Below are 10,521 nucleotides of genomic sequence, written 5' to 3' on the forward strand. Positions count from 1 at the left end.
AGTCCCGCCAGTGCCGCCTTCCACTCCTCGACCTGTCCCACCCCAAGATCAATCACTCGCCAAGTCAACCATGATCAAGTGCGGTTGCAGTACTAATCCGCGCAGGTGGTCGGGGACAGGACGTCCCGTTGGACGGGATGCGACGATCGCCCGGCGGAAACCGGGAGCAACCGGGCGGCTCGTGATTGAGTAGGCCGCATGAACCCGCAGACGCCCGCCCACCGACCGCCCGATCGAACGCTGCGGGTCGGCCTGATCGGTTACGGCCTGGCCGGCTCCGCCTTCCACGCCCCGCTCATCGCCACCACGCCGGGGCTGCGGCTGGACGCCGTGGTCACCGCCAACCCCGAGCGCCGCGAGCAGCTGCGCCGCGAGCACCCCGACGCCCGCGCCGTGGACACCCCCGAGCAACTGCTCGCCGACCCGGATGCGCTGGACCTGGTCGTCATCGCCTCCCCCAACCGCACCCACGCCCCGCTCGCCCGCGCCGCCCTGCAGGCGGGCCTGGCCACCGTGGTGGACAAGCCGCTGGCCGCCACCGCCGCCCAGGCGCTGGAGCTGTGCCGGCTCGCCGAGGCCCGGGGCGCCCTGCTCTCGGTCTTCCAGAACCGGCGCTGGGACGGCGACTTCCTCACCGCGAGCCGGCTGGTGCGCGGTGGCGCGCTCGGCCGGGTGCACCGCTTCGAGTCCCGCTTCGAGCGCTTCCGCCCCAAGCCCAAGCCGGGCTGGCGCGAGCTGGCCGATCCGGCCGAGGTCGGCGGCACCCTGTACGACCTGGGCAGCCACCTGGTCGACCAGGCGCTGACGCTGTTCGGGCCGGTCGAGACGGTGTACGCGGAGATCGACGTGCGCCGCGACGGCGCGGTGGTGGACGACGACGCCTTCCTCGCCCTCACCCACGCCTCCGGTACCCGCTCGCACCTGTGGACCAGCGCCATCACCCCGCTGATCGGCCCCCGGCTGCGGGTGCTCGGCGACACCGCCGGGTACGTCAAGCACGGCATGGACCCCCAGGAGGCCGACCTCCGGGCGGGCCGCCGCCCCGACGGCAGCCACCCGTGGGGCGCCGACCGGCCCGAGCAGTACGGCACCCTGGGCAGCGACGAGTCCCCGATCCCGCTGCCCACCGATCCGGGCGACTACCCCGCCTTCTACGTCGGCATCGTCGCCGCCCTGACCGTCCCCGGCACCCCGCCCCCGGTCGACCCTCGCGACGCGGTGGCCACCCTCGCCGTCCTGGAGGCCGCCCGCACCTCCGCGGCGACGGGGACGACGGTCCGGCTGGGCTGACGGGCAGCCACCCGACATCCCGGGCGGCGGCCCGGCGGTGGGGAGAACCCGGAGCGCGACGGACCGGCCGCGCTCACACCCCGATGACCTCCACCGCTGAGCCCAGCCCCCGGAAGTCCGCCACGTTGCGGGTGTACAGCGGCAGCCCGTGGGCGGAGGCGACGGCGGCGATCATCAGGTCGATCCGACGCGGGCGCGGCTGCCGTCCGGCGGCGATGGTGAGGGTGACCAGCGTCCCGTAGCGGGCGGCGGCGGCCGCGTCGAAGGGCAGCGGGTCGAAGTCGGCCATCGCCGCGCCCAGCACCTCCAGCCGGGCCGCCCGGCTGACCGGGTCCCGCGCCATCGAGACACCCTGCTGCAGCTCGGCGAAGGTGATCGCGGTCAGCTCCGGCACGGCCGGCAGGTCGGCGGGGTTCAACAGCGCCAGGTCGATGTACACACAGGTGTCCAGCACCCCGGCCGGCCGCCGCCGGGACGCCCTGCGGCGCTCAGCCACGCCGCCGCTCGAACGGGTCGTCGCCCTCGTCCCCCACCAGCTCCTCGGGCCCGAAGTACTCCTCGGCCTCCTTGCGCAGCTGCTGGTAGTCCACCCGTGGCAGCTTCACGTGCCGCGCCACCAGCTCCTCCGCCGTGAGCCGTCGCCGCCCGGACACCGGCCGCAGCTCCGCGACCTCGACCCCGTTCCTGGTGATGTGGAAGGTCTCCCCCGCCTCCACCGCGTCCATCACCGCGGCGGAGTTGTTCCGGAACTCCCGCTGGGTAATCGTCTTCATCCATCCAAGGTAGCCCCGCGTAGCACCGCCGGCTACACCTCGCTCAGCACTGCGGGAACCCGGCGGGTCGTAGGATCGTCCTGCTGAACGTCAGAAGCCGGGAACACACTGGGAGGGGCGCGCCGTGGGTGTCATCGCGATGCTGCTGGGCCTGCTCCGGGTGCTGACCGGACAGCTGGTGACCGACGGCGGCGCACTGGCCTCGGTCGCCGCCGTGGCGGCCGTGGTCCTGGTGGCCGGAGCGGTCGCGGGGGCGTTGGCCGGGACGCGGCTGTTGGGGGCGCGGGCACCGGCGGCGGTGCGCAGCGGGGTGCTGCGACGCCGGGCGTTCCGTACGGCGTTCCTTCCGCAGCGTGATCCGGACGCCCGGGGCAGGCGACGCCCCAGGGCGCCGGGTGCGGCCCCGGCGGCCGCGTAGATCCGCAGTTCCCCCGTACGGCTCCCCGTACGTCTTCGTACGGCTCCCGTACGTTCTTCGCGGCCGTCCTCCGCCGATCACTCATGTCCTGAGACCTCGGAGGGCTCGCTTCACCATGTCCGTTCTGTCTGTTCTCGACCCGGCCGTCACCGTCGCCCACGCCGTGGTCTCCGCCATCGCCCACGTCCTGCCGACCGCGCTGGCGATCGTCCTGTTCGTCCTCGCCGTACGGCTCTGCCTGCACCCGCTGGCACGGGCGGCGGCGCGCGGGGAGAAGGCCCGTTCGAAGCTCGCGCCGAAGGTCGCCGAGCTGAACAAGAAACACAGGAACAGCCCGGAGAAGGCGCGCGAGGCGCTCGCGGAGCTGTACCGGAAGGAGCAGGTCTCGCCGTTCGCCGGCTGCCTGCCGATGCTGATCCAGATCCCGTTCTTCTCGGTGATGTACCGGCTCTTCACCACCCCGAACGACCTGCTGGACCACACCCTGTTCGGGGTGCCGCTGGGCCTGCACGTCGGGAACGCGCACGGCGCCGGGCAGTTCGCGGTGTTCGGTCTGCTGTACGCCGGGCTGGCGGCGGTCGGGTACGTCAACTACCGCCGGGCCCGGCGTGCGGCGGCCGCGCAGACCACCCCGCAGCCGGGGGCGTCGTTGCTGCCGTACCTGTCCTTCGTCTCGGTGCTGTTCGCGATGCTGGTGCCGGTGGCGGCCGCGCTCTACCTGCTGACCACGAGCGTGTGGTCGGCCTCCGAGCGGGCCTGGCTGTACCGGGGCGGGGCGCCGGTCCCGGCGACCGCGCTCGCGGTCTAGCCCGCGGGCTCGGGAGTCCGGGAGACCAGCGGCTCAGAAGTGGCGCAGCAGCTCCGGGAAGGCCGTGAGCTGCAGCGTCGCCTCGTCCGGGCCGAGCTCCGCGTGCTCCAGCACCCAGGTGTGCTCGTGCGGGATGAACACGGTGCGCAGCCCGGCCCGACGGGCGGGGGCGATGTCGGACTTGGGCGAGTTGCCGATCATCCAGGTCCGCTCGGGGTCGAGGCCGAGCTCGGCGGTGAGCTGCCGGTAGGTGTCCACCGACTTCTCGGCCACGATGTGGATGCCGCGGAAGTGGTGGTCGATGGTGGAGGCCGCCACCTTGGCCCGCTGCTCGTCCTGGTCGCCCTTGGTGAGCAGCAGCAGGCGGTGCCGCGCCGCGAGGGCGGTCAGGGTGTCGGCGACGCCCGGGATCAGCTCGATCGCGCCGCGGTCGGTGAGCGGGGTGAGCAGCTCGTCGATCCGGGCCAGCTCGGTGGCGGTGGGGGTGCGGTCGGCGTTGAGGTGCTGCAGGCAGTCGGCGAGGCTCTGGCGGAAGACGGCGGCGCCGTAGCCGAGGGCGGCGGCGTTGGCGGCCTCGATCCGGTCGAGCAGGGCCCGGGTGGCCTCCCGCTCGGCCGGGGCGCAGACCCGGTCCAGGAAGCCGTCGATGGCTCGCTCGAAGAGGACGTTGTTCTCCCAGAGCGTGTCGTCGGCGTCGAAGACGAGGGTCTGGTCGGTGTGCATCGGATTCCTTCGGACAGGCGGGAAGGGGTTCAGGAGTAGGGGGTTCAGGCGAGCAGGCGGGCGGCCCGGTCGAGGGTCTCGCGGAAGTTCTCCTCGGTGGCCCGCTGCTTGGCCTCCTCGATGCCCAACCACTCCAGCGGGGAGGCCGGGTTCTCCGGTCGGGCCTCGTCCGGGGTGTCGGTGGCCAGCAGGAAGCGCAGGTCGGCGTGCTCGTGGGCGGGCTCGACCGGCGAGGCCGGGACGGGCACCACGGCGAGGTGGACGAGCGCGGCGTCGGGCCAGGGGGTGAGGTCGGCCAGGCCGGTCTCCTCCAGGCCCTCGCGCAGCGCGATGTCCAGCGGCAGGCTCTCCCCCGGGTCACCGTGGCCGCCGACCTGCAGCCAGGCCTGCTGGCGGACGTGCCAGCGCAGCAGGACCCGGCGGGTCGGCGGGTGGACGATCAGCGCGGAGGCGGTGAAGTGCAGCGGGGTGCCGCGGTCCCACGCGTCGGAAGCGCCCACCCGGGCGCGGACCCGCGCGAGGTCGGCGGTCTCCACCGGGCCCTGCGGCCGGTGGTCGTCCAGGAGTCGGGCCAGGTCGGGGCTGTGCGGCGCGGCGCCCGTGGTCACCATGATTCTGCTCTCCTCGTTCCGCCCCGGCGCCGCGTCGAACCGCGTCAACCGGCTTGCGGGAGCGGGCGATCGGGCCCGGGGGCTCCGGTTCCGGCGAACCCGCGAAGCCTAGCCCGGGGGTCTTCGGCCGGCCCACCGTTTTTCCGCCGCTCACCGGCTCGTCACCGCCTCCTCCACTGCCCTTTCCACCCCCTGTGCACCGTCCTCTCCGCTCTCCCGTTCACCGCCGAACGGGCTGGTCACAGCAGTGCTCCGGAGGCCGTAGCCTGTGGTGATCGTTTCGGGACAGGTGGAGGGATGTCGTCATGGTGGCTGCTCCGGCGCTCGCCGAGTTGCGCGAGGTGTGCCAGCCGCAGGCCAAGCTGCGGAGCCGCAACGGTGAGCACTGGGCGGGCCGGCTGTACATGCGGGCCGTCTCGCTGCGCACCACCCGGCAGTTGGTGCGGACCTCGGTCTCGCCGAACACCTTGACCTGGGTGATGGTGGCGTGCGGGGTCGGCGGCGGCGCGGCCCTGCTGATCCCGGGCCTGACCGGCGCCGTGCTGGCGGCGGTGCTGTTCCAGCTGTTCCTGCTGTTCGACTGTGTGGACGGCGAAGTTGCGCGCTGGAAGCGCCAGTTCAGCATGGCCGGGGTGTATGTGGACCGGCTCGGCGCCTACCTGGCGGACGCCGCGCTGATGATCGGCGCCGGCATCCGGGCGGCGCGCGGCGGCTCGGAGCTGTGGGTGTCGGCGGGCCTGGCGGCCGCGCTGGGCGTGGTGCTGCTGAAGGCCTCGACGGACCTGGTGGACGTGGCCCGCGCCCGCAGCGGTCAGCCGCCGGCGGACGAGGAGTCCACCCAGCCGCGCTCCCAAGGCATCGCGACGGCCCGTCGGCTCGCCTCGATCTTCAAGATCCACCGGGTGACGAACGGCATCGAGGCCTCCCTGGTGCTGCTGGCGGCGGCCGCGGTGGACGCCGGGCTCGGCAACCTGGACGCGACCCGGGCCACGCTCGCCGGGATCACGGTGATCACCTGGGGGATGGTGGTGGCGCACCTGGCGTCGATCCTGTCCTCCTCGCGCCTGCGCTGATCCCCGTACGGCGACTGCCCCTCGGACGACCACCGGTCCCCGTACGGGCTCCGGCCCCCGTACGGGCTCCGCCCCCCGTACGACCGCCGGTCCCCGCACCGCCGGCGGGCTGAGACGCCACTCCCCCACCCGGGGGAGGGTGCCGGCCGAAGCCCGTCGGCGGGCGGATGCCGCAGGGGCGGTCCCGGCGGGAGGGTGGACGCATGACGACGCCCCCGCCCACCGCCGCCGACCCCGCCGCCGCCCCGCCCCGTTGGGCCGTCCACGCCGCGCACGTCGCCGCGGTCACCGCCCTGCCGGCCGGGCTGTGGCGGCTGGGGCTGGTCACGGGCTGGCACGGCGGCTACACCGACGCGGGCTACCACGCGGTGGGCTTCACCGGCTGGGACGCGGTGTGGCCGGTCACCCTGAGCGTGCTCACCGAGGCGCTGGCCCTGCTCACCCTCGGCCTGGTCCGGCCCTGGGGCACGGTGCCGCCGCGCTGGATCCCGTTCCTCGGCGGGCGCCCGGTCAACCCGCGCGCCGTCGTCATCGCGGCCTCGCTGGGCGCCGCCGGGCTGGTGCTGCTCTGGACGCCCTTCCTCGCCTGGTGGGCGACGCCGCACCCGAACATGACCCCGCTCGGGCACCTGCTGGTCGGCTTCCTCTACCTGCCGGCGGTCGCCTGGGGGCCGCTGCTGGCGGCGGTCACCGTCTCGTACCACCGCCGGCACCGCACGGCCGACGCCCGTTCCTAGGCCGCCTCGACCGCGACGTCGTTGCGGGCGAGCGCGGCGAGGACCGTGTCGAGCAGGCCGGGGAAACGCCGCTCCAGGTCGACGGTGCGCAGGGCGGAGAACCGGCGGTTGGCCTCCTCGCGCTGGGTGATCACGCCGGACTCCCGCAGCACCTTGAAGTGGTGGCTGAGGGTGGACGGCGCGACGTCCACCGGGAAGGTGCCGCAGGCCCGTTCGGGTTCGGCCCGCAGCACGCGGACGATGGTCATCCGAGTCGGGTCGGAGAGCGCGTGCAGGACGTCGTACAGGTCGATCTCCTCGGTCGCGGGGTGCGCGAGCGCCGGTCGGCGGCAGGTGCTGCGGGGCATGGACAACCTCCCTGATCTGCGATGTTCGACAACCATCAAAACAGCGTGGTAGCAATGGCTCACGGCAATTTCGCCGTTCGTCGAACATCGTAGTCGAGGGGGCACGAACATGCGCGCACTGGTGATGACCGCACCCGGTGGAGCCGAGAACTCCGAGGTCCAGCAGACGGAGACACCGCACCCCGGCCCCGGCCAGGTGGCGATCGACGTCGCCTGGGCCGGACTGAACTTCGTGGACGTGATGGCCCGCCGCGGCGACGGCGGCTACACCGCCGAGTGGCCGTACCTGCCGGGCAAGGAGGTGGCCGGTACGGTCCGGGAGCTCGGCGAGGGCGTCACCGGACTGGCCGTGGGCGACCGGGTGGTGGCCGCGCCGGTCGGCGGTGGGCTGGCCGAGGTCGTCGTCGCGGAGGCCGCCCTGACCGTCCCGGTCCCGGACGGGCTGGCGCTCAGCGCCGCCGCGGCCGCCCCGCTGGGCCTCGCCACCGCCGTCCTGCTGCTGACCGACGCGGGCCGGCTGACCGCCGGGGACAACGTCCTGGTCCACTCGGCCGGCGGCGGCATCGGCAGCGCGATCGCCCAGCTGGTCCCACTGCTCGGCGGCGGGGGCACGCTGATCGGCACGGTCGGCCGCCCGGAGAAGGCCGCGGCCGCGGTCGAGCTGGGCTACGACCGCGCCTTCACCCGCGACGAGAAGCTCGCCGACGCCGTCCGCACCGCGACCGACGGCCGGGGCGTGGACCTGGTGCTCGACCCGCTGGGCACCGCCGCGCTGGAGCTCGACCTGGACGTCACCGCACCCGGCGGCCGGATCGTCCTGTTCGGCAACGCCGGCGGCGGCACCGTCGGCGACCTGCCCCCGCTCGGGCGCCTGATGGGCGGCAACCTCTCCATCACCGGCTTCAGCCACCGCGCCTTCGCCGCCACCGCCCCCGAGCGCCTCGCCCGCGCCATCCGCACCACCCTCGACCTGCAGGCGAACAGCGGCCTGAGCATCCCGCTCACCGAACTGCCCGACCTGGAGGCCGTCCCCACCGCGCACGACGCGATGCAGGAGGGGCGGGCGACCGGCAAGTACGTGGTGCGCGTGGCGGGTTGAGCGGGCCGCCCCGCACCAGAAGTCGGCCGGATCGACTTCCCGTACGGGGCGGTCGGCGGGCTCAGACGGTGAAGGTCGCCCCCGGGTCGGCGTACGCGACCGGCCCCGCGAAGTGGGCCGCGGCGCGGGTGACCGCCCGCTCGGGGGTCACGGCCCGGCCGACGTGGGTGACGACCAGGCGGCGCGTGGCGGCCGCGGTGGCGGTCGCGCCGGCCTGCTCGGGGGCGTGGTGCGCCGGATCGTCGCCCTCCGCCTCGCAGAGCAACAGGTCGCATTCCGCGGCCAGTTCGGTGAGCGCCGCGCACGGCGCGGTGTCGCCGGAGTAGACCAGCGAGCGGCCGCCGGCCTCCACCCGGAGCGCGAAGGCCGGCATGCCGTGCTCCACCGCCCGGCTGGTCAGTGCCATCGAGCCGACGGTCACCTGGTGCCCGTCGGACAACTCCGTGACGGCGAAGGCGGATTCGACCGGACTGCGCTGCGCCGAGTTGGTCAGGAAGTCCGCCAGCCGGTCGGCGGTGCCGGGCGGGCCGTAGAGCGGGATCGGCGCAGCGAGCCGGATGTCGGCGTACAGGGCGCCGTAGTAGGCGGTGAGCAGGTCTGCGCAGTGGTCGGCGTGCAGGTGCGAGATCCAGATCGCGTCCAGCTCGTCCAGCCTCACGTACCGCTGGAGCGGCCCGAGGGTGCCGGTGCCGGCGTCCACCCACACGCGGGTGGCCCCGGCGGACAGCAGGTAGCCGGAGCAGGGATTGTCGGCACTCGGGTAGGGCGTGGCGCTTCCCAGCACGGTGAGCCGGAGTCGGTCGTCGGACATCGGGCGAGCCTAGCCGTCGGGCGGCCTCGGCGACGAGCCCTTCGAAGGAACGGTGGCGGCGGCGCCGGGGGATCGGCGGTGCCCATGGCGAGTCGGCAGAGGCGCGGGCTCATCGGACGACGTCCTTTCACGACGGCCTGATCGTCCGAGGCATAGTCCGGGCCCGCCCGGTGTTCGGAGCAGGCATGACCAAGATTCTGGTGATCGGCGCAACCGGCAGTGTGGGCAGGCATGTTGTCGCCGCGCTGGCCGAAGGCGGGCACGAGGTGCGGGCGTTGGTACGGGACGCCGCCAAGGCCGCGCTGCCCGCAGGAGTGGAGGCCGTGCAGGGTGATCTGGCGGCGCCGGAGAGCCTGGTGGACGCCCTGAGCGGCGGGGTGGAGAGCGTCTACCTGATGTGGCCCGGGATTCCGGTGCAGCCGCGGGTGGTGGAGCTGATCGACCAGCACGCCGAGCGGGTCGTGTACCTGTCGACGGATGTGGCCGACCTCGCGGACGACGAGCCGGCGGTGATCTTCCACCAGGAGATCGAGCGGCTGATCCGCCGATCCGGCCTCGGCTGGACCTTCGTGCGGGCGATCGACTTCGCGGGCAACACGCTCGGCTGGGCCGACCAGGTGCGGCAGGGCGTCGTCCGCTGGCCGTACGGCGAGGCGCGCCGCTCGCTGATCCACGAGCGGGACATCGCGGACGTGGCGGTGGCGGCGCTCACCGAGGACGGGCACGGCGGCGGCAAGTACGTGGTCACCGGGCCCGAGTCGATCTCCCACGCCGAGCTGGCGCGGATCATCGGTGAGGAGACCGGCACCGAGGTGCGCTGGGAGGAACTCGCGCCCGAGACGGCCCGCGAACAGCTGACGGCGGCCTGGGGGAACGCGGCGTTCGTGGAGTCCCGGCTGCGGGCGTGGGAGGGGTTCACGCGCGAGCCGGAGCGGGTGACGGACACCGTGCAGCAGGTGCTCGGGCACCCGGCGCGCAGCTTCCGCTCGTGGGTGCGGGACCACGCGGAGGACTTCCGGTAGCCGCCCGCCCCGGCCGACCCGTCACGCTCTCTCCGGCCGGGCCCGTCCCGCCACGCGGGCCCGACCGATGAGGGCGTCCCTCCGCTCCGCCGTGATCAGCCCGGCGCCGGCCCCGTAGGTCGACGCCGCAGTGGTCAGCCCCGGAGGACCGCCAGCTCGATCTCCCGGTGCATCTCGTCGCCCGGCACCGGCACCGACACGCCGGAGTGCTTGAAGCCGGCCCGCAGGTACATCGCCTGGGCACGGACGTTGTCCTCGTGGACGAACAGCCGCACCCGCTCGATCCGGGGCTCGGTGAGCGACCAGGACCACTCCTGGCCGGCCCGGATGAGCTCATGCGCCAGGCCGGTGCCGCGCGCCTCGGGGCGCACGTAGAAGCCGACCAGGTGGGTCTGCGGGACCTCGATGACGTCGCCGCCGAGGACCCCCGCCCCGCCGGGCTGCTCGACCAGCACGGTGATGCTGCCCAGCCAGCGGCCGCCCTCGGCCTCCGCGACGATCTGCCGCACGGAGTCACCCTCGGCCGCGCCCTCGGTGCGGCCCTGCCAGAACTCGTCGGGCTGGGCGGCGGCGTTCTCGTAGGTGTCGAGGAAGGCGATGTTCGCGACCGGATCCCGCAGGGAGTCCAGTCGGATCGCCTTGACCCGCTCCCACTCCTCGGTCCGTACGCGTCTGATGATGGCGCTCATCGCACGATGATCACCAGCGCCGACGACCCTGGCAACCCCTCTGTGCGGCCACCGACGTGTGCGCTTCCTCTCCCTGGTCGTGGGGGGGGGGGGGGGGGGGAGGGGGGGGGGGGGGGGGGA

General features: G+C 74.0%; 14 protein-coding genes. 7 read left to right on the forward strand and 7 right to left on the reverse strand.

The genetic code is table 11. From position 1 onward, the window contains the following. The first annotated feature begins 198 nt into the window (after window positions 1-198). Window positions 199-1,290 carry a Gfo/Idh/MocA family oxidoreductase gene (locus tag ACFQ87_RS16155; protein ID WP_380611407.1) on the forward strand — a complete coding sequence of 364 codons (1,092 nt, stop codon included), beginning with the start codon at window positions 199-201 and terminating at the stop codon, window positions 1,288-1,290. Window positions 1,291-1,363: 73 nt separating this feature from the next. Here ACFQ87_RS16155 and ACFQ87_RS16160 read toward each other — a convergent pair whose 3' ends face one another. Beyond that, window positions 1,364-1,786, reverse strand: a complete 423-nt coding sequence (locus tag ACFQ87_RS16160) for a type II toxin-antitoxin system VapC family toxin (RefSeq protein WP_380611408.1) — start codon at window positions 1,784-1,786, stop codon at window positions 1,364-1,366. Then, on the reverse strand, window positions 1,779-2,063 hold the full coding sequence (locus tag ACFQ87_RS16165) for a type II toxin-antitoxin system Phd/YefM family antitoxin (RefSeq protein ID WP_380611409.1): 285 nt from the start codon (window positions 2,061-2,063) through the stop codon (window positions 1,779-1,781). The genes ACFQ87_RS16160 and ACFQ87_RS16165 overlap by 8 nt, the downstream gene beginning before the upstream one ends. A 124-nt stretch (window positions 2,064-2,187) precedes the next feature. On the opposite strand from ACFQ87_RS16165, the gene ACFQ87_RS16170 reads away from it, so the two are divergent. Continuing rightward, window positions 2,188-2,481: a DUF6412 domain-containing protein gene (locus ACFQ87_RS16170; RefSeq protein WP_380611410.1), complete on the forward strand. Its 294-nt coding sequence runs from the start codon at window positions 2,188-2,190 to the stop codon at window positions 2,479-2,481. Between the two features lie 115 nt (window positions 2,482-2,596). Beyond that, on the forward strand, window positions 2,597-3,289 hold the full coding sequence (locus ACFQ87_RS16175; RefSeq protein WP_380611411.1) for a YidC/Oxa1 family membrane protein insertase: 693 nt from the start codon (window positions 2,597-2,599) through the stop codon (window positions 3,287-3,289). 33 nt (window positions 3,290-3,322) lie between these two features. Here the strand turns inward: ACFQ87_RS16175 and ACFQ87_RS16180 are convergent, their stop codons facing one another. Further along, window positions 3,323-4,012, reverse strand: a complete 690-nt coding sequence (locus tag ACFQ87_RS16180) for an HAD family hydrolase (RefSeq protein ID WP_380611412.1) — start codon at window positions 4,010-4,012, stop codon at window positions 3,323-3,325. Window positions 4,013-4,056: 44 nt separating this feature from the next. Beyond that, entirely contained in the window at window positions 4,057-4,623 is a 567-nt protein-coding gene (locus ACFQ87_RS16185; RefSeq protein WP_380611413.1) for an NUDIX hydrolase, read from the reverse strand. A 305-nt stretch (window positions 4,624-4,928) separates the two neighbouring features. Between ACFQ87_RS16185 and ACFQ87_RS16190 the strand changes: the two genes are divergently transcribed. Then, a complete protein-coding gene (locus ACFQ87_RS16190; protein WP_380611414.1) occupies window positions 4,929-5,696 on the forward strand; it encodes a CDP-alcohol phosphatidyltransferase family protein in 768 nt (255 codons plus the stop codon). Between the two features lie 203 nt (window positions 5,697-5,899). Further along, window positions 5,900-6,433 carry a hypothetical protein gene (locus tag ACFQ87_RS16195; protein ID WP_380611415.1) on the forward strand — a complete coding sequence of 178 codons (534 nt, stop codon included), beginning with the start codon at window positions 5,900-5,902 and terminating at the stop codon, window positions 6,431-6,433. On the opposite strand, the gene ACFQ87_RS16200 is transcribed toward ACFQ87_RS16195, so the two are convergent. After that, window positions 6,430-6,780, reverse strand: a complete 351-nt coding sequence (locus ACFQ87_RS16200) for an ArsR/SmtB family transcription factor (RefSeq protein WP_380611416.1) — start codon at window positions 6,778-6,780, stop codon at window positions 6,430-6,432. The genes ACFQ87_RS16195 and ACFQ87_RS16200 overlap by 4 nt on opposite strands. A gap of 109 nt (window positions 6,781-6,889) precedes the next feature. Between ACFQ87_RS16200 and ACFQ87_RS16205 the strand changes: the two genes are divergently transcribed. Beyond that, on the forward strand, window positions 6,890-7,879 hold the full coding sequence (locus tag ACFQ87_RS16205; protein WP_380611417.1) for a zinc-binding alcohol dehydrogenase family protein: 990 nt from the start codon (window positions 6,890-6,892) through the stop codon (window positions 7,877-7,879). A gap of 61 nt (window positions 7,880-7,940) precedes the next feature. Here the strand turns inward: ACFQ87_RS16205 and ACFQ87_RS16210 are convergent, their stop codons facing one another. Beyond that, window positions 7,941-8,690, reverse strand: a complete 750-nt coding sequence (locus ACFQ87_RS16210) for an MBL fold metallo-hydrolase (RefSeq protein ID WP_380611418.1) — start codon at window positions 8,688-8,690, stop codon at window positions 7,941-7,943. Between the two features lie 185 nt (window positions 8,691-8,875). Between ACFQ87_RS16210 and ACFQ87_RS16215 the strand changes: the two genes are divergently transcribed. Further along, complete coding sequence (locus ACFQ87_RS16215) at window positions 8,876-9,712, forward strand: NmrA family NAD(P)-binding protein (protein WP_380611419.1); 837 nt, start codon at window positions 8,876-8,878, stop codon at window positions 9,710-9,712. 134 nt (window positions 9,713-9,846) lie between these two features. Here ACFQ87_RS16215 and ACFQ87_RS16220 read toward each other — a convergent pair whose 3' ends face one another. Continuing rightward, entirely contained in the window at window positions 9,847-10,401 is a 555-nt protein-coding gene (locus ACFQ87_RS16220) for a GNAT family N-acetyltransferase (RefSeq protein ID WP_380611420.1), read from the reverse strand. Between the last annotated feature and the right edge of the window lie 120 nt (window positions 10,402-10,521).

The sequence above is a fragment of the Kitasatospora sp. NPDC056531 genome (genome assembly GCF_042794375.1).
GTDB lineage: Bacteria > Actinomycetota > Actinomycetes > Streptomycetales > Streptomycetaceae > Kitasatospora.

Bases quoted from the DNA above. Each gene is read 5' to 3' on its own strand.
- ACFQ87_RS16155 (WP_380611407.1), top strand. From the start codon at position 199: ATGAACCCGCAGACGCCCGCCCACCGACCGCCCGATCGAACGCTGCGG.
- ACFQ87_RS16165 (WP_380611409.1), bottom strand. From the start codon at position 2,063: ATGAAGACGATTACCCAGCGGGAGTTCCGGAACAACTCCGCCGCGGTG.
- ACFQ87_RS16175 (WP_380611411.1), top strand. From the start codon at position 2,597: ATGTCCGTTCTGTCTGTTCTCGACCCGGCCGTCACCGTCGCCCACGCC.
- ACFQ87_RS16180 (WP_380611412.1), bottom strand. From the start codon at position 4,012: ATGCACACCGACCAGACCCTCGTCTTCGACGCCGACGACACGCTCTGG.
- ACFQ87_RS16185 (WP_380611413.1), bottom strand. From the start codon at position 4,623: ATGGTGACCACGGGCGCCGCGCCGCACAGCCCCGACCTGGCCCGACTC.
- ACFQ87_RS16190 (WP_380611414.1), top strand. From the start codon at position 4,929: ATGGTGGCTGCTCCGGCGCTCGCCGAGTTGCGCGAGGTGTGCCAGCCG.
- ACFQ87_RS16195 (WP_380611415.1), top strand. From the start codon at position 5,900: ATGACGACGCCCCCGCCCACCGCCGCCGACCCCGCCGCCGCCCCGCCC.
- ACFQ87_RS16200 (WP_380611416.1), bottom strand. From the start codon at position 6,780: ATGCCCCGCAGCACCTGCCGCCGACCGGCGCTCGCGCACCCCGCGACC.
- ACFQ87_RS16205 (WP_380611417.1), top strand. From the start codon at position 6,890: ATGCGCGCACTGGTGATGACCGCACCCGGTGGAGCCGAGAACTCCGAG.
- ACFQ87_RS16210 (WP_380611418.1), bottom strand. From the start codon at position 8,690: ATGTCCGACGACCGACTCCGGCTCACCGTGCTGGGAAGCGCCACGCCC.
- ACFQ87_RS16215 (WP_380611419.1), top strand. From the start codon at position 8,876: ATGACCAAGATTCTGGTGATCGGCGCAACCGGCAGTGTGGGCAGGCAT.
- ACFQ87_RS16220 (WP_380611420.1), bottom strand. From the start codon at position 10,401: ATGAGCGCCATCATCAGACGCGTACGGACCGAGGAGTGGGAGCGGGTC.